The 17,581-nt window shown below is 45.2% G+C and carries 14 protein-coding genes and 1 riboswitch; of the genes, 3 read left to right on the forward strand and 11 right to left on the reverse strand.

Annotation, left to right across the window (positions count from 1 at the left end):
* Nucleotides 1-26 precede the first annotated feature (26 nt).
* Nucleotides 27-869: an AraC family transcriptional regulator gene (locus J2Z65_RS16645; protein ID WP_167059857.1), complete on the forward strand. Its 843-nt coding sequence runs from the start codon at nucleotides 27-29 to the stop codon at nucleotides 867-869.
* A 46-nt stretch (nucleotides 870-915) separates the two neighbouring features.
* Here the strand turns inward: J2Z65_RS16645 and J2Z65_RS16650 are convergent, their stop codons facing one another.
* The 11 genes from J2Z65_RS16650 to J2Z65_RS16700 all read right to left on the reverse strand — a co-directional run bounded on the left by J2Z65_RS16650 (nucleotide 916) and on the right by J2Z65_RS16700 (nucleotide 15,773).
* Nucleotides 916-1,743 carry a carbohydrate ABC transporter permease gene (locus J2Z65_RS16650; protein WP_167059860.1) on the reverse strand — a complete coding sequence of 276 codons (828 nt, stop codon included), beginning with the start codon at nucleotides 1,741-1,743 and terminating at the stop codon, nucleotides 916-918.
* A gap of 16 nt (nucleotides 1,744-1,759) precedes the next feature.
* Nucleotides 1,760-2,641, reverse strand: coding sequence for a carbohydrate ABC transporter permease (locus J2Z65_RS16655; protein ID WP_167059863.1), 882 nt, complete (start codon nucleotides 2,639-2,641; stop codon nucleotides 1,760-1,762).
* Between the two features lie 100 nt (nucleotides 2,642-2,741).
* A complete protein-coding gene (locus J2Z65_RS16660) occupies nucleotides 2,742-4,091 on the reverse strand; it encodes an extracellular solute-binding protein (protein ID WP_167059866.1) in 1,350 nt (449 codons plus the stop codon).
* Nucleotides 4,092-4,388: 297 nt separating this feature from the next.
* Nucleotides 4,389-5,504: an oligogalacturonate lyase family protein gene (locus J2Z65_RS16665; protein ID WP_167059869.1), complete on the reverse strand. Its 1,116-nt coding sequence runs from the start codon at nucleotides 5,502-5,504 to the stop codon at nucleotides 4,389-4,391.
* Between the two features lie 48 nt (nucleotides 5,505-5,552).
* A complete protein-coding gene (locus tag J2Z65_RS16670) occupies nucleotides 5,553-7,289 on the reverse strand; it encodes a hypothetical protein (RefSeq protein ID WP_167059872.1) in 1,737 nt (578 codons plus the stop codon).
* Nucleotides 7,290-7,464: 175 nt separating this feature from the next.
* A complete protein-coding gene (locus J2Z65_RS16675; RefSeq protein ID WP_167059875.1) occupies nucleotides 7,465-9,018 on the reverse strand; it encodes an extracellular solute-binding protein in 1,554 nt (517 codons plus the stop codon).
* Nucleotides 9,019-9,056: 38 nt separating this feature from the next.
* Nucleotides 9,057-9,953 (reverse strand): carbohydrate ABC transporter permease, encoded by an 897-nt coding sequence (locus J2Z65_RS16680; RefSeq protein ID WP_338111709.1) that lies wholly within the window; start codon nucleotides 9,951-9,953, stop codon nucleotides 9,057-9,059.
* Between the two features lie 13 nt (nucleotides 9,954-9,966).
* Entirely contained in the window at nucleotides 9,967-10,944 is a 978-nt protein-coding gene (locus tag J2Z65_RS16685) for an ABC transporter permease (protein ID WP_167059881.1), read from the reverse strand.
* 94 nt (nucleotides 10,945-11,038) lie between these two features.
* The gene (locus tag J2Z65_RS16690; RefSeq protein WP_167059884.1) at nucleotides 11,039-13,375 is read right to left on the reverse strand and encodes a helix-turn-helix domain-containing protein; all 2,337 of its coding nucleotides are present in this window, start codon (nucleotides 13,373-13,375) and stop codon (nucleotides 11,039-11,041) included.
* Between the two features lie 274 nt (nucleotides 13,376-13,649).
* Nucleotides 13,650-14,036: a hypothetical protein gene (locus J2Z65_RS16695; protein WP_167059887.1), complete on the reverse strand. Its 387-nt coding sequence runs from the start codon at nucleotides 14,034-14,036 to the stop codon at nucleotides 13,650-13,652.
* Nucleotides 14,037-14,120: 84 nt separating this feature from the next.
* Nucleotides 14,121-14,257, reverse strand: a riboswitch (cyclic di-AMP (ydaO/yuaA leader).
* Nucleotides 14,258-14,360: 103 nt separating this feature from the next.
* Nucleotides 14,361-15,773, reverse strand: coding sequence for a PAS domain-containing sensor histidine kinase (locus J2Z65_RS16700; RefSeq protein ID WP_167059890.1), 1,413 nt, complete (start codon nucleotides 15,771-15,773; stop codon nucleotides 14,361-14,363).
* A 230-nt stretch (nucleotides 15,774-16,003) separates the two neighbouring features.
* Here J2Z65_RS16700 and J2Z65_RS16705 point away from each other — a divergent pair, with 230 nt between their 5' ends.
* The gene (locus tag J2Z65_RS16705) at nucleotides 16,004-16,321 is read left to right on the forward strand and encodes an ArsR/SmtB family transcription factor (protein ID WP_167060336.1); all 318 of its coding nucleotides are present in this window, start codon (nucleotides 16,004-16,006) and stop codon (nucleotides 16,319-16,321) included.
* A gap of 102 nt (nucleotides 16,322-16,423) precedes the next feature.
* Nucleotides 16,424-17,536 (forward strand): NADH:flavin oxidoreductase, encoded by a 1,113-nt coding sequence (locus J2Z65_RS16710; RefSeq protein WP_167059893.1) that lies wholly within the window; start codon nucleotides 16,424-16,426, stop codon nucleotides 17,534-17,536.
* Nucleotides 17,537-17,581: the final 45 nt, after the last annotated feature.

Below are 17,581 nucleotides of genomic sequence, written 5' to 3' on the forward strand. Positions count from 1 at the left end.
GCTGTCCGAGAGGATGGGATTATCGTATGGAAACAGAATTCAAGGTGGAAGTTATTCCACCTTCTTTTGTTGTAACCAGCGCCTATGCAGGTACCGTAGTCTATGGACCAGGAGGGAAATACGGCCCTCGCATTCAGAGCGATCTGCAGCTTGTCCTTGTACATAGCGGCTCTATGATTGTAGAGATTGACGGCGTTGCACACTCCGTTCCTCCTGAAAGCATTGCATTGCTCAAACCAGGACATGAGGAACAGTTTCATTTTAATGAGAAACGGGACACGTGGCACCGCTGGATTGCCGTGGCTGTTGAACCTCTCTTACCGGATGCAGCTGCTTATTTCGAATCGCTCCCGCTTTACATCCCTTTGACGGCACGACTAAATCAATTGACGAATATGCTGATGTCTTTGCAAAACGACGGCTGCACTCCCGGTGAGGAAGTGGTAAAAACCCTTGGCCGATCCGCTATATGGCTGTATGTGAAAGAGCATTTACAACTGGGACTGAACCACCTGAAACATCCGGCTGTTCTCCTTGCTGTGGAAACCATCCACGAAAAATTTGGTGAAGACCTCAGCCTAAGCGATTTATCCCAAATTACCGGAAAAACGCCCGAGCATTTGATTCGCCTTTTCCAGCGCGATGAAGCGGTGACACCAATTCAATACTTGTGGCAGTACCGGGTTAAAAAGGGTTTGGAATTACTGCGCAGTACAGGCCTGAATATCGGCGAAATAGCCGAACAGTCCGGCTTTAAAACCTCCTACCATTTTGCCCGCACCATAAAGCGCCATACCGGTCTGACGCCAAGTGAAATTCGTAAGGAGCACTACAACAAGCCTTTCCGCTCTGAACTCAAAAACCGATGAAAAAGCCCGGCTTACGCATATAAAGCGCAATGCCGGGCTTTGCTGATTATCCCTTTACAGCTCCTGCCGCAACTCCGCTGATAAAATATTTCCTGCCTACGATACTCAGAAGAATCAAAACCGGAACCGCCATCAGAAACGCTCCTGTAATCGGCGTTGCATAATCCTCTTTATAGGGATTGTTCATGGTTGAAATCCCTACAGAAAGCGTCATCTTGTGCTCGGAGGTTAAAAATATCAACGGGCTTAAATAGTCGTTCCACGAGTTCATAAAGTTGAGAAGCCCAACAATGCCAATGCCGCTCATGGATAAAGGAACTGCGATTCGCAGGAACGTCCCCCATTCTGTACTGCCGTCCACACGTGCGCTTTCATACAGCTCTTTTGGAATTGCCGACATGACTTGGCGAATCAAGAAGATGTTAATAGCCGATATAGCTCCCGGCAATATTAATGGCGAGAACGTATCCAACCACCCCCACTGTTTGAACATAATGAAACTTGGAACCAACGTCATCTGCGAAGGAATCAAAATAGTTGCAATCACAATGGTGAACAGCACATTTTTCCCTTTAAAATCATACCTGGAGAAGCCATAAGCAACCAGTGCATTGCCAACCATAGAGAGCACAGAGACCGCTACAGCAATAAAAACTCCGTTGAAAAACTGTGTCCAGAACGGTATCTTTTCAAACAACAAGATAAAGTTGTCCAGTGTTGGATGAATCGGGATCGGATTCAATGGGGAAGCAACGATATCATCATAGGTTTTAAATGACATCCCAATCATATAAAGAAAAGGGAGACTAAAAAGTAAACTCAATACGGCCAAAGCAGCATATACGGCAATACGGTGAATTCGGTTTGCTGTCATTCTGGCATTCTCTCCTTTACTTTTTTTCCTGAAACAACCGGATTTGAATAATACCTACGATAAGTAAAATAACAGTAAACACATAACCGACAGCTGATGAATAACCGAAGTTTTGCAACCGGAAGGCTTGCTGGTAAATGTACATGGTCGGGAATAACAGTGATTGCTCGGGTCCGGACTGACCGGGACCAGCAAGTACAAACGGCTCTGCAAACATGGTAAATGACCCGATAATTGCCTGAAAGACAATAAAAGTCATGATAGATCTCAGCAGCGGCAATGTCACATACCACAGCCTTTGAAACGCGTTGGCCCCATCTATTTTGGCTGCCTCGGTAAGCTCCTGAGGAATATTTTGAAGGCCGGCCATAAAATAAAGGATGTTAATGCCTAAATATCTCCATGTTAACAACATGATCAAAGCGGGAAGAGTCCACTTTGGATTCTCCAGCCAACCGATCGGATCGATGCCGACATAAGCAAGCACCGTATTCAAAATGCCGAACGACCTATTGAAGATGAATCCGAAAATGATTGCTACCGCTACAGCCGATGTAATATTGGGAGTAAAAAAGAAGGTTGCAAACCACCCCTTCTTCCTTTCTACGAAAGGCTGGTTAATAAGCAGCGCAATCATTAGAGCAATGGGCAATATGATAAAGACACTGCCCCCAGTCGCTTTCAGACCGTTCCACATCGATTTCCAAAAAACATCATCAGTCATAACGAGTGAGTAATTGTTGAAACCTGCGAAGGTCAGTTTACTGATTCCTTGGTATAAACTGAGCCAGAAGCCATACAGAGTCGGATATAAGCTAAACACAGCGAAGTGAATGAAAAAGGGACTAATGAATAGATACGGTGCAAGCCTAAACCACTTTGACTGTTTGATTGACAATGTTCAGCCCTCCTAATAACCCGATATCCAAGCTTCATTTAACAAGAAGAAAGGAGAAGCAGGTTCCCCTCATCTCCTTTGCGTAAAGTCCGCCTGTCATTTAACCGGCAGTTTCATTTTTCTTTATCAGCTGCTTCAGCTCATCATCAACCTTTTGCAGAAACTGCTCGGGAGTCAGCTTGCCTTCTTCCAAATCAAATCTATACTTATTCCAAGCATCCGCAAACAAGGTTCGCCACCAAGCCTGGTTCTGGTTCGGAGCTACAGCTACAAGCTTACCGTACAGATCACCCAGATCCTGTCCGCTGAAATACTTCGTGTACTTGCTTTGCTCATGCAAGCCTTTCTCCTTAACGGAAGTCAGAAGCGCAGGGAACAGGTTAACTATTTGGAATCTTTTGACCGAGTTTTCCGGAGTTAATTGAGCAAGTTTCAGAAACTCCCAGGCTAATTCTTTATTTTTGGAAAACTTGGAAATCATCAGCCCTGTTCCGCCCCATACCGTAGTCGGTACTGATTTGGGACCGCCCAGAGGCATTGGAACAGCGGCCCATTTGCCCTCCAGCTCCGGTGCGTTATCCGCCAGCAAATTGACCCACCAATCCGGACCGAAAGCAGCTATGTAATTCCCCTTCTTAAATTGATCCCAATATGCCGGACCGTCATAATAGTTTTTATCCATGATGCCGTCTTTTTTCCATGCGTACATCCGCTTCAAAGCTGTTTGGCCTTCCGGGGTATTAAATCCGGGCTGGCCGTCATTAGTGACAATATCTCCACCCTCTTGCTTAATGAACAGCTCGAAATACGTTTGGTCCCCTCCGGTCTTCGTTGTGGAGTTCCCGGGGAAGATATATTTTTTATCGCCGACTAACTTTTTGGCTTGCTCCGTAAATTGATCCCAAGTATGCAGCTCGGCTACGTTAATTCCTGCTTTATCGAATAAATCCTTACGATAATAAAGGGCAGAGGCGGTTGCGGCATGCTCGATCCCGTACTGCTTGTCGTTAAAGGTATACAGCGCCTGCCGTCCTTTGGACATCACGTCGGTCAGGTTGTCGCTTTTTAAATAGTCGTTCAAAGGTTCGAAAGGGATATCTCCACGAATAAATTTAGGAAACTGTGATTGCTCGATATCGATAAGATCGGGTGCGCCATCTCCGCCCGACTTGGAGATAACTAAGTATTTATCTGCAAGTGCTGTGCCTTCCATCAAATTAATCTCAACCGTAACCTCCGGCTGTTTTTTCTTAAAGTCTTCCTTTATAGCTTCAAAGAACCTTTTATGGGGTTCAGCAAACACCCATAATGTCAGCTTTTTTCCGCCGGTAGTGGCTTGCTCTGCTTTTTTGCTTTCACCAGAAGCAGGGTCTCCGACATTAGGCGTACAAGCAGTTAACGCAAAAGTTAACGCAATAGCTGCAGAAATCGCTGAACAATTTTTTCTCACTATGTATACACCCTTTCCAATTTTTAATATTTATTAAGATTGTTTATATTTCAAATCATAATGTATGCGTTTACAGTTGGGAATGCACGAACTTCCATTAAATTGTGTCTGAGATTGATATCTTATAATCTAGTTAATAATTAAAGCAGATGCTCTGACTACATTCTGATTTATTAGCTAGTGTCACGAAGCCATCTTCCCTGTAGCTTTAGTTGAGAAAAGGCTGCCGATTTGTCGGCAGCCTTTGACTTGAAGGTTAATTGAGTGTAGGTTTTCGTAGCATCAATCATGTACTCCTCATTCCAAGTCCACTTTATAGATGCAAGGAACACCCTCCATGTCTGAGGTAAAGATAATAAACGTACCGTCTGGCGAAAAAGCCGGATGCGGATGGGCATCCTGCGTATTGCCGTATGACTTCCAGCTAGTTCCATGGGAGCATAGCCGTTCTTCCTGCCTCTTCTCTACATCCACTAAATAGACGAAATGCTGTTCCGGCATTTGTCCGTCCCCGACGATCTTCGTATGATTAGCATTCGAAATAAAATGGCAATACTTAGAGCAGTTCATCCAGATTTCTTCTTCTAACGTATCGGGGTCCATGAAACGAATGCTTTCGTGATCGCGATCATCCTTATGCCGGTAGACATAAGCAAATCTGGAGCCATCGGCAAGCCAGTATTCATGCGTAATGAGCTCATCATGCGTTTGCTCCTTAGCGCAGCGCAGCCCGGTCGTGTCCTTCTGGACCAGCCAGAGCCGGGCGTCAATCAAATGCCCAGGACCTTCATGGCAAAACAAAACGGTCGAAGGGTCGTTTGGACGAATTTGCGGATGCCCGAGCCAGCAATTTAGCTCCTCGTGTGCGATGTGGCTGGTTCGCTGTTCGATATCCAGGTAAATGATTCGGCAGTGCGGCTTAGCTGCCCACTGAGGCTCGAAGCTGGACCAGTCGCCTTTATTTGGCACAACATCCTTCTCATTGATCTCAACCAGAACGATATATTTGTCATCAGAGCTGAGACCAGGATTCGCATTCGATTTCCACCCTGCAGGTGATTCGTATATGACCTCTTCCTTCAGTGTGGTCATCTCTAATCGCATGATCCGCTGATCCCTGCAATAGATCAGATAGCAATCGTCACTCGTCAGACTGCAGCTGAAATCGTGGACATTCGGCCCGTCCGTTAATTGCATGGCTGATCCATCGTCCAGATCCATTCGGTAAAGCTGACGAACCCCCTCCCTCTCGCTGGCGTAGATGAGGTACCGGCTGTCGTTCGTCATCATTTTATAATAAAAATAGGGGTGATGGTTTACTTGCTCCGGTGCTGTCAAACGAGTAATCGATCGCCCCGTATAAGCATCGTTAAACCGATGGAACTCATTGCGAATCATTGATCCTTTTGCCATCTGCGATCACTCCATCTCTAATAATTTAACCATCGAGCATTTGCTTGCTTATGTCCGTGGGCGTAACATCTCCTGCTTCTCGGCTGGTTTGAGCGGTAATCTCAACTGAAGCGTCGGGCGGTTCGGAGCACGGAATTCTGCATGAACCTCATGTTCTGCCTCAGAGCCTCCTGTGCCTGCATCCATGACTGAAGCGGCTGCGTCGAGGGATTCATTGGATGTTTCACCCAAACTCCATGCAAAAACAAGCAATGCTTTCTGCATGCGAAGAAAATCAAATCTTTTCTTCTCACCAGAGTAGATTACATAGTCAAGGAACAGCTTATTTTGTTCACTTCCGAGCTGCCATCCCGGCTGTTCCCCGTCGAAGGCTGCGAATAGTTTTTTTACGAACAACGTCTGCTCAGCTAGATGTACCACTGCCGATTCGTCATCATACGAAATAGCTTCTGCCATCACGCCATCCAGACTCCCCCCGATCTCAAAGCGTATACGCAGGTCCTCTGATTCGATAAACCCATCGATTGGGTCGAGTCCGATGTGCGTATTGCCGCCATTCGTGCAAAAGCCGATACCAAACAGCACATCCTTCCCCTCGTGAGCGCAGGTAAAGACGCCGGAAGAATAATCGTAGCCCTCGTTGAGCAGTCGCAAATGAATATAGGTGGATTCCTCACTATTGCGTACATAAGCTAGTAAATTGCGGCGCTGATTCCACATAACATCCTTGCTGAAAGTTCCTACACTAATAGGGCCCTCCATATATGTGGTTGCTTGATTGACTATCAAGCCAACCTCATTTTTGCTAATCGTCTGCACTAGCTTCGCGGTATGAGTATGCTTGAACGCCGGTAAATACTTCTCAGGACATTGAATGTCATTGCCGTACCAATCCAAACTGTACTTTAGCTGGTCGTCCGGCATAAAATTCAATGCGCCATGGCTCGCGATCTGTACGAAAGACAAAATTTCCGGCATCATCAACGTATGATAGGCCCGGCTGTGTGGTCCAGACCACTGCCGACTGGGGGCATGGAAGTGTTCTGCCACCATTCCCCATGCGACATCCAGCATCTCCTTACTGAGCTGTTTTGCTTCAGCTATTTGGGTCGCCGTATAAATGCTGGACAATTCTTGAATCGCGACAATCGTATACGTCGGACTGTTGTATTCTTGGAATGTTCCCAGCTGCCTCGTATACTCGCAGAAGCGTCTTAGCCTTTCCAATCCGAAATTTAAATATTTTTCTTCCCCATAGATCTCACCGGTCAGCAAAGTAACGAAAGCGCCCATAATCGCAATGTTCGTATAACTAGGACCGACATTACGCTTAATAATAGCGTCGCACGAGCAGGACAATGCATGCCGAATCTGCTCACGCAGATCCGCGCCAAGTACGTCCGAATGCCTCTGCTCGGCGAGTACCAACCGCTTCCCGCAGAAGTCGGCCCAATTCCAGTCCGGTGGAGCCATCATCTCGAGCGGCTCTTCGTAGAACCAAGACCAGATCCCGAAGGTAGCATTCTCGGGATTTTGATCCTGCAGGCTGATCACCTGCTCAAGAATTTCTTGCGCTCTTTCCACATGAAGAGGTTGTCGGCTGTCTAGCAGCCCCAATGCATAGACACATGCTGCCAGTGTGGGATGTGTAAACGCTACATTTTTCAACGTGCTGTGATAGCCCGGTGTATGGAAAGGCTTGCGAACCATCCGCAGCTCAGGCGAATATTCCGTGTGCCATTGTTCAAGCTGCTCGATAAGCATTTTGTTCGGATCCATTGTCATCGTTAGATACACTCCTTCGTTTGTACAAGGATAAACGACTTCGTCGTCCTTATAGGACGAACACGTTTGTCAAGGTAGATGCGAAGCAAAAGTATAAAACTTATACTTTCTTATCTACTGAAATAACCCCCCGACTCCTGTTCGAATCGGGAGGCTGCACAGCCGTCTATGAAGCTTACTTCCCCTTCAAATTGTTCTGATACCATTCTTGCGCCAGTTTATCGACGTTATCACCGCCAAGACGTTTCCATTCTTTGCGCAGCTGCTCTATCCCCCACTGTGGCGAGTATTGGGCGCCTCCCGTAATGACCTTGGTTTCAATATCTTCCGACAAGGGACCGAAAGAAGTAGACGTTTCACTCAGCTCAGGGAACGTTGGATTAAACGGAATATCTCGTCTGTATTTGTTCTTCATGGCTACCTTGAGAGATTCTCCCTGCACCTTGGCATATTCCTGAGAAATCGCATCCGTCGCTGCCATCACTGCAAAATCCTCCGGTTTTGGACTCCATTGATCGAGTACAGCATACTCAGAAGCATAGATCGTTTCCTTCTTATTCTTCTCCGCATCAAGGGCTTGAGGAACCCCATTAACCAGTTTGTAATGAACGCCTTCCTGACCGAACTTTACATCGAACCAGTTTTTGTCGATCCACCAATCCAGTAATTTAATTGCAGCTTCCGGATTTTTCATATTCTTATTGAAAACAATCAAACGATTTGCCGGCGGTTCTTGATACAAGCCGAACTTACCATACTTGGTTGATACCGGCTCTAGAGGTACAAGCTTGGAATCAGGCGCATTTTGCTTCAATTCCCTGTATTCTGCACCAATGTTCCAGCTGGCAAAATATATGCCTGCTTTACCTGTTACGAACAGCTGTCTTTCCTTCTGATAGTTCTTGTCCGTAATATATTCCTTGTCGATTAGCCCTTCATCGAAAAACAGTTTGAGTTCAGCCAGCACATCCGTATAGCGGTCCGTTAAGCCACCGTACACGATTTTATCGTTCTCAAGATACCAATTACTTTTGTTAGACGCATACAAGGCTTGAATAATGCCCATGTAGTTATAGTTGAAAGCAGCTCCCAGAGTATCATTCTTGCCATTGCCATCTGGATCTTTATCCCTAAAGGCCCGCATGACATTAACCAGCTCATCTATTGTCGTAGGTGTCTTCAGGCCCAGCTTATCCAGCCAGTCTTGACGAATCCACATTCCGTGATTGGCAATAGCGTCAATGCCCCGAGCACTGGTAGCCATATAGGTTTTGCCGTCGAACATGGTATAAGGTTTCAACTCTGGATGTGCTTTCAAGTAGGCTTTGTAGGAAGTACTATATTTCTCGATATAATCATCAATTGGCTGAATCGCTCCCTGCTCCTTCAGTGTCGCCATGTAATCCCGTCCGAACTCCCACATCATATCCGGTGCTTCGCCGGCAGCGATGAGCGTATTCAGCTTCTTCGTAGATTCTGTCCGCAGGATTGGAACCCATTTTACGTTAATGCCCGATTTCTCATTGATGTATTTCGTAGTCCGGTTACTTTCATAAGTTCCTTCGTCACTCGCCACTTGCCCGCGATCCAAGATGGACACGCTGACCTCCAGCTTCTTATTCCCCGCTGAATCCTTACCGGAATTACCTGAGCTGCTTGGTGAGGAGCAAGCTGCAATCATGAATAAAGAAGCCACCACCGTTAAAGCTACATGCTTTTGTTTAATCATTCCATCTTCGCCTCCTACAATAGGTATGGATTTTCTAATTAACCTTTAATCGAACCAATCAAGACGCCTTTAACAAAATACTTTTGTAAGAACGGGTATACACACAGGATCGGCAGCACGGAAATAATAATCGCAGCAGCCCTTAGACCCTCCGGCGTTACCATGGTTTGCATAGTAGCTCCTTCGCTCCCGTTGGTCGCATTCGTATTGAGCAGGTTCTGGCTAGTCGTATCGATCATCTGCAGCAGCTTAACCATCAGGGACAACTTGCCGGAATTCGTGATATACATGAGAACGTTCATATACGAGTTCCACCAGTTCACCGAATAAAATAACGTCAGCGCCGCAATAATTGGCATAGAAAGAGGAAGAATAATTTTCCAAATAATGAACAGATCATTTGCTCCGTCAATCGCTGCGGATTCCTCTAATTCGGAAGGCAACCCTTCGAAAAACGATTTCATCACAAAGAAATTATAAGTGCTGAGCAGCCCGGGCAGCCAAAGTGCCCAGTAGGTGTTCATAATACCTAGCGTTTTAATAAGAATATAGTTAGGGATGAGCCCTCCGCCGAACAGCATGGTGAAGGTAATGATCATCAGCAGGAAGTTCCTGCCTTTAAGCCTCTTGCGACTTAACGGATAGGCAGCCATGATGGTTGCCACAATATTGATGGAGGTTCCCACTACGGTGATGATAAGAGTATTCTTCATTGCTTTGAACAGCTGGCCGTCTTCAATTAAGTTGTAAAAGGAGGTAAATGTGACTTCCTTCGGCCACAAGAACACTTCACCCGACATAATTGCTCGTGAGCTGCTTATAGAAGTTGATAGCACATGAATGAACGGGAATAAAGTCATCATGGCAAGAACCGCAAGAAATACATATATGACACCATTAACGAGCTTTATTGCCGATCTCTGACTGCCGGACACCGCATTCTCCTCCTTACCATAGCCCATTCTCGCCTAAGGCTTTTATTAATCGGTTCACGCTAACGACCAAGATCAAGCCAATGATGGATTGAAACAAGCCAAGCGCTGTTGTATAGCTGTACTGCGAACCTTCCAAACCGACATGATACACATAGGTACTGATCACGTTAGCAACCTCGGAAACCGCTTTATTTTGCATGACGAAAATATGCTCAAATCCCACATCCATCATCTGCCCCACTCGCAGAATCAGCAGAATTGCAATCGTGGAGCGGATGCCGGGCAGCGTAACGTGCCAGATGCGCCGCAGCTTGCTCGCTCCGTCAATCTTAGCTGCTTCATACAGCTGAGGATCAATGCCAGCCATGGCGGCCAGGTATAGAATGGTTCCCCAACCGGCATTCTGCCATATCCCCGACAAAATGAACGCAATCGGCCACCAGAAAGTGCTCGCCATGAAATAAACCGGATCTATGCCAAACAGTTTCAATAGAACAGTGTTTACAATCCCCGTGGAAGGAGACAGAAGCGCGATAACAATACCTCCAAGTACCACCCAGGAGATAAAATGCGGAATGTAGAGCAAATTCTGAATCGTTCGCTTGTACCATTCCACTCGTACTTCATTTAATAGTAAGGCTAGGACAATAGGAACAGGAAAAGCGAATACAATGCTGTACACATTAAGCAGAAGCGTGTTCTTCAAAACATTGAAGAAATCTGGACTAGTAAATAATCTGTTGAAATGCTTCAGTCCAACCCATTGACTCCCCCATATTCCGTCGGCGAAACGATAATTCTTAAAAGCAATGATCTCACCAAGCATCGGCGTGTACTTAAATGTGAAATAGTAAGCAAAGATGGGCAGCAGCAGCAGGTACAAATATTTATCCCGCTTCACATATTTCCAAGCCAGTTTAAGAATATTGGTTTGCACCTTCTTTCCGGCACTCGCTTGTGCAGTAGTGGCCCCGACGAATCGTGATTTCATATCCCTACCTCCTCTCGGTTCGATGACTTGCACCTTCATGGTAACGCTCTCGGGTAGATTAGAAAATATTCACTTTTTAAAGAACAACCTTTTTTTAACCGGTTTCATATTCTCCATTTTTATCCTCTTCGCCTTTTTTAAGATTTTCCCTGAATTCGCCTGGAGTTTGGCCCGTATATTTCTTAAAAATGCGGATAAAGCTCTGAACGTTGTTATAGCCGACGCTCTCTGCGATGGTGTTAATCTTATGTTTCGAACCCAACAACAGCTCCTTTGACTTCTCCATGCGGATCTGAATGAGACAATCCATGAAATTAGTTTCCGTCGTCTCCTTAAAGAGCTTGCTTAAATAAGGAACACTTAACTCAAATTGTGCTGCCAAAAGATTGAGCGATAGCTCGCTATCCATATAATGCTGCTCGACATATTCCAGAACCTGTTGAATCGTATCGTGATGCCCTTTCGAAAGTCGCTTCTCTTCCGTGCGCACAATGAGCTGGTGCAGGAAATCGGACATATAGCTCTTTAATTCCGCCACCTTGACGCAGTATTCAATTCGGTTATAAATATTTTCTTTAGGATCAAGGAATTCTTTGATCTCGAGCCCTTTATCGGATATAACTTTAATGGACTTCATAATAATCTGAATGCACATCTGTTTAATTAACTCCGGCGGAACATTACTTGCCACTACCTCGCCAAAAATTTTATCCAGATGCGGACGAAGCTTTACTTTATCCGTCTCCCGAATCAGGTTGACGACAGAATCGATTAGTGTCGTAATCCGGTAAAATTTCTCGTTATAATTGCTACCCGCGATATCGTCGATGGAGACAACGGTGTTATCCCCCATGATCAGCTTATATTTCAGCGCATTCAGTGCTTCTTCATAGGAGATCTGGATGCCTTCCAGATGCGGATTTGGACTACCTACACCAATGGTAACGGTTTGTTTAAAGTGAATAGCTACATAATTCTTCACCAGATCCGCAACCTGAAGTGCTTGAATTTGATTGCCTTGCGAATCCTCCGTTTCGAAGCTCATAATGACGGTGACGCGGCCATCCGTCAATTCTACAGAAGTGCCTTTGCATACCCCGGCGACCAGCTCATCCGCTACGTTACTCAAGGCATAGGTGAATAAATACACATCTCGCGGCGTATGGTTATCCTGAACACGATCCAATTCGATCACCAACACAATGAATTGTTTATGATATAAGTCCATTCCGAGCGTTTGGAAATAAGGCTTCATCCGTTCGTAATTCGTCTTGTCCCCCATCAGCAAGCTCATGATCAAGCGCCACTTCAGCGCGGGGAGACTGTCATTCATTTGCTTTTGCAACGATTCGTTGTCAGATATCATCTGTTTGAAAAACTGCTCCATATAGCTTAGATCGCCAGAACGTACCGACTTCTTGCCCGCTACAGATCGGAAAAAAAGTTCCAGCGGCCGGAACGTGTAATTGCTTACCGCGAATACAATGACGATAGCCAGCAGGAACATACCCGCCGTCACCGTCAGTAGTAAATTTCGGACAATCTCCAGCGGACGGTTCATCTCCGGGTCAGGGACGATACTGATGTACTTCCAGCCATTATAGTTTGAGGTCAAATAAAAAGTCGTGTAACTGCCGCTCTTCGTATGCTTCGTGATGTAACCATTATCTTTTAACTCGCTCAACTTCGGCGCCCCGGGTATCGTACCAATCGTATGAAACAAGTGGTCTTTATTCTGTGAGGAAATAACCGTGCCCTGGTCATTAATGACCAGGGTTTGTCCTGCCCGCTGCTGATCCACATCTTGAATCAAATTGGAAAGCGTGCTTTCCGCGACATTTACAATAATGGCGCCCTTGCGAAACTGAGGTAAACTGATCAGTGGGTAGGTGCGCACCAATGTAATCATATTTTTCTCAATTTCCAGCCCCGAGCTAACCTCCGTAACTTTCCTGGTGTCGAGCCATTCTTGATAGCCTTTCATATTCACATAAGCATCGTGCCAAGCCATATCGTAGAAGCTGGATTCGTCAGAGAACGTCGCATCCGTCAGCAAACTTTTATTCGCCAGCGAATACAAATAAAACGAGGAAATGTTGCTGTTCGCAAACATCAGCGTCTTAAAACGGGTATTGAGAATACGGAAATAATTGAGCCGCAGTTCATCATTCGCATATCTGCCGTTTAGGAAAAACTCGACATCCGGCTCTTGTATAAAATTAATTGTACTCGTATCAATCTCGTGCAGCATCATTTCGATCTTCTGCTGGCTCAAATGAAGCAATGCTGTATTCGTGCGCCTCAGCTGATCTTCCATACCTCCTTTGGAACTTAAATAGGACAGCCACACGGTTGATGAAATGATGATTAGGAAAAATACACCGTAAATAACCTTAAACCTCGCCGAGATGTTTCCTTGAAAGAATCGCATGATTAACTCCTTTCACTGTGTGAGACTGGTGTTGGATCGCGACATTGAATGTTAGCGCTTACATATTAGGTGACAGGCTGTATCTTATTTCATGTTTCATTGGGATCGCAATGAATGATAAGTATGCATATTCGCCAAATGGATAAATTATCCTGCCCAATATAAAAAGGAAAGCCAACTGCTTAAGCAAGCAGAGGACTTCCCCTTTTCAATAAGTGCATCAAATTTTGAATTTTCAATCAAATCTTGCAGATCCTTTATCCCTCAACAAAGCTCATATAAAACTACTTGTGATGTACTCTCTGAGACAAGGATAAGGACCTCCAAAAATAAGAGCCATAGTTATAATAAATTTGTGATGTTCTTCCAACATTTTAGGGCAAATGCCAACGCTACTCTTTAATAATTGTTGAACCGCTGTTACATTCTTCGAACTTAGTTGGTTTAGCAAGTCATCGTTTTGTCCGACCGTTTTGCTTATTTCCAATAAAGCTAGTGTTTCGACGCCTGACGGCCGATACGCCAAACTCGAAAACTGAATATCAAACGCCTCTAACCGGTGCTTTAAGTGAACAATCTCTTCTTGACGTTGATCAGAATTATTCGATCTTTTCGATTGAAAAAGCTTTTTTAACTCTTTGGTTACTCTCTTAAGAAGCATGTCTAGTTCCTCCTTTTTTCTCTTGAACGAAAAAAGGAAGCGAGGGAATAGAGTCCTATTATAAAAGGACCTTAAATGTTTCTATCATTTTCTTTCTACGCTGGCGAAGTTAGCTGACGGATTCGGGTCGAAAGTTAACCCTAACACTTAATACGTGTACTCACCCCAGAAAACTTGGTTCCCCCGCTTCTTTAATCTAAAGAATTAAGCGTAGTATGATTCATTCTTACTTTATCAATTTACCCTAATACATACTTAGAAACAATAGTAATATTTACTTATATTTTTTAGTCTTCCGTGCTGCAAAGCTATTTAGAACATGTATTACTTTCTCCCTAAAGGCAGCTCAATTTCTACTGTAGTACCATGATTCAGTATACTCTTTATTGACAATCTACCCCCATGTCCTTCGATAATATGTTTGCAAACCATTAGCCCTAGACCCGTACCATTATCCTTTGATGTGTAAAACGGCTCCCCTAATTTGGATAACCTATCTTCAGAAATACCTACACCTTGATCTTCAACGCAGATAACCAACCACTGCTTTAACCGGTTTCTGAATGATATTTGAATTAAGCCACCGTTAGCCATAGACTCTACCGCATTCTTTATCACATTAATAAAAACTTGTTTGATTTGGTCCGGATTACAATAAATTGTGGGGATTTCTTGATCCATGTCTATTTCTATTTGAACGTTATACAGATGAGCATGCGGTTGCAGGAAACCAACTACACTTTGTACAAGCTCTTGAATCTTACTCTCTATGTAATAGTTTAAATGTGGCTTTGCCAGTGTCATGAATTCATTGACGACATAATTAATATGTTCTAATTCTTCCATCATGACATCAACGTAGTCTGCATTTTTTGCCTTAAGCAAATGTACGAACCCTTTCAAAGAAGTTAGCGGGTTGCGTATGTCATGGGCGATCCCAGCTGCCAATTGACCAATTAGTGATAGTTTTTCAGATCTAATGAGCGCTTCCTCTGACTTTTTGCGTTCGGTGAGATCACGAATCACGGTCTGTACGACGGGAAACCCCATATTTTTGTGCACGTAAATGGAGGATATTTCTGCATCAAAAAAAGTTCCGTCCAACTTTCTCAGCTTTTTCTCCTTAAACTCCGTATAACTATCCGACTGCATGACCTGCTGAATATGTTCTACTACGATGCCCTTTTCATTCGGACAGAAGAAATCATAGATAGGCTTTCCATGGAAATCCTCTGATGTAGCGCCACCAAAAAGTCTACAACAAGCATCATTTACGAACTGGACGTAACCATCATTATGCAAAACAATGGGCTCAGGATTAAGTTTAATCAGCCTTCTAAATTGTTTTTCTCTTTCTAAAAGCTCCTCTTCAACTCTTTTCTTTTCACTAATGTCCCTTTCCACACCGACAAAACCAATAACAATTCCTTCGTTATCTATCACAGGTGAAACCGTAACATTTGCGTAAAAAGTAGAGCCGTCCTTTCTAAGTTTTATCGCTTCGAAATTCTTGATTTGCTCGCCGTTTATTAAAGACTGATATAATTTAAAAGCATCTTCTTTATAATGATCCGGAGTCATCGGTAATACTTTCCCAATAACCTCTTCTCTGGTCCAACCATGTAATTCTTCAAATTTCTTATTCACCTCTAAAACAGTTCCTGTTACATCAACGACCACAATGCCATCGGTGGTTAAGTTCATCAAGGAATTGATTAGATGTTCTTTGAGTCTCATAAGCAAACGTCCCCTAATTCAAACAAATGATTATTTGTTTATTCGTCTCCTAATGGACAAAGTCCTTTCTAAGACGTCCTTTGATTTTCCTAACAAATCACTTTTAGGCAATCCTTCCATTCTGCTGACTCCTCCTGCAATACCCAGGTCATATTTCTCACTAGCGTAACTTTTGGTATACTGGGAACAAAACCAACTAGAAATGGGTGTCAGTGTTGAAAAATGAAGATATGCTTGCGGTGCTGAAAGCTCTGTCTAATGAAACCCGTCTCAACATTCTTTGCTGGCTGCGCGAGCCGGACAAGATGAACGAAAAATTACCGAACGTTATTAAAGAAGAGTTTCCCGGCGGTGTCTGTGTGGGAAGTATTCAAGAAAAATCCGGTTTAACGCAGTCGGTCATCTCCTCGTACCTGTCCTCCTTGCAGAAAGCCGGATTACTGGAGTCCCGCCGCTATGGTCAGTGGACTTATTATAGGCGTAATGAAAAAGCGATAGCCGCCTTTTTGGAGAATTTTGCTGCTGGCTTGCAGGCCGAAAACAATTAGATCCATAAGGTTTTTCCAAAGAACTTGCACTTTCATCTATTAATCTATATATTTGAATTTGTAGATAAACAAAAGACCTTATCCGTAGGAGGAGATAATAAAATGACCATATCCAAAACAACAGAGGCTCTTTTCAAGCCTTTTGAAGACGGCCGATTGAAACTAGAAAATCGCATCGTCATGGCTCCAATGACCCGCACCTTCTCGCCTAAAGGCGTTCCAGGTCCTAACGTGGCCGGGTATTACCGCCGGAGGGCAGAAAACGCGGTCGGCCTTATCATTACCGAAGGTACACTCATTAACCATCCGGCTGCGGGAGCAGATCCCGGCGTGCCGCATTTTTATGGAGAGGAAGCTCTGGAAGGATGGTCGCGCGTCGTCCGTGAAGTACATGAAGCCGGCGGCAAAATCGCCCCGCAGATCTGGCATACCGGCACGGCCCGCGATCGAAAAAAATTCCCGGATTCGAATGTCGACCCGATCGGGCCGTCTGGATTGAGCTTGACTGGAGAACCTGTGTCAGAGCCACTAACGGTCAAGGAGATTTCCGGTCTCGTACAAGCTTATGCCCAGGCCGCAGCCGACGCGAAGCGTCTCGGTTTTGACGCGGTGGAGATCCATGGAGCGCATGGCTACCTCATTGATCAGTTTTTCTGGGACGTCACCAACAAGCGCACGGATGAATATGGCGGCGACCTGGTTGGCCGCACCAGATTCGCGGTGGAGGTTATCGAGGCAGTTCGGGCCGCGGTTGGCCCTGATTTCCCGATTATTTTCCGCTTCTCCCAATGGAAACCTGTTAATTACAACGCCAAGTTGGCATCGAATCCAGAGGAGTTGGAGCGCTTCCTCGCACCGCTGTCTGCGGCAGGCGTTGATATCTTCCATGCCTCCACTCGCCGCTTCTGGGAACCTGAGTTCGAGGGATCAGATCTTAACCTGGCCGGTTGGACCCGCAAGCTGACCGGGAAACCAGCTATCACCGTTGGTTCTGTTGGCCTTGACTCCGTCTTCACCAGCCTGTTCGAGGAAGGTAAGGGCGGCCAAGCGGCCAGCATCGACAACTTGATCGAGCGTCTAGAGCGCGGAGAGTTCGACCTCGTCGCCGTCGGCCGCGCGCTGCTGACTGATCCAGCATGGGCCGCCAAGATCCGTGACGGACGCACCGATCAACTGCAGCCTTTTACGCGGGAGTCTCTTTCAACGCTGAGTTAATTTATCGTACAGTGCCGGTAAGCGGCTCCATCTGTGATAGACAGA

The sequence above is a fragment of the Paenibacillus aceris genome, from assembly GCF_017874035.1.
Lineage (GTDB): Bacteria > Bacillota > Bacilli > Paenibacillales > NBRC-103111 > Paenibacillus_E > Paenibacillus_E aceris.

Excerpts from the sequence above, each read along its gene's own strand:
- J2Z65_RS16710 (WP_167059893.1), top strand. The coding sequence starts at position 16,424 with ATGACCATATCCAAAACAACAGAGGCTCTTTTCAAGCCTTTTGAAGAC.
- J2Z65_RS16685 (WP_167059881.1), bottom strand. The coding sequence starts at position 10,944 with ATGAAATCACGATTCGTCGGGGCCACTACTGCACAAGCGAGTGCCGGA.
- J2Z65_RS16675 (WP_167059875.1), bottom strand. The coding sequence starts at position 9,018 with ATGATTAAACAAAAGCATGTAGCTTTAACGGTGGTGGCTTCTTTATTC.
- J2Z65_RS16670 (WP_167059872.1), bottom strand. The coding sequence starts at position 7,289 with ATGACAATGGATCCGAACAAAATGCTTATCGAGCAGCTTGAACAATGG.
- J2Z65_RS16645 (WP_167059857.1), top strand. The coding sequence starts at position 27 with ATGGAAACAGAATTCAAGGTGGAAGTTATTCCACCTTCTTTTGTTGTA.
- J2Z65_RS16665 (WP_167059869.1), bottom strand. The coding sequence starts at position 5,504 with ATGGCAAAAGGATCAATGATTCGCAATGAGTTCCATCGGTTTAACGAT.
- J2Z65_RS16690 (WP_167059884.1), bottom strand. The coding sequence starts at position 13,375 with ATGCGATTCTTTCAAGGAAACATCTCGGCGAGGTTTAAGGTTATTTAC.
- J2Z65_RS16650 (WP_167059860.1), bottom strand. The coding sequence starts at position 1,743 with ATGACAGCAAACCGAATTCACCGTATTGCCGTATATGCTGCTTTGGCC.
- J2Z65_RS16705 (WP_167060336.1), top strand. The coding sequence starts at position 16,004 with ATGCTTGCGGTGCTGAAAGCTCTGTCTAATGAAACCCGTCTCAACATT.
- J2Z65_RS16695 (WP_167059887.1), bottom strand. The coding sequence starts at position 14,036 with ATGCTTCTTAAGAGAGTAACCAAAGAGTTAAAAAAGCTTTTTCAATCG.
- J2Z65_RS16700 (WP_167059890.1), bottom strand. The coding sequence starts at position 15,773 with ATGAGACTCAAAGAACATCTAATCAATTCCTTGATGAACTTAACCACC.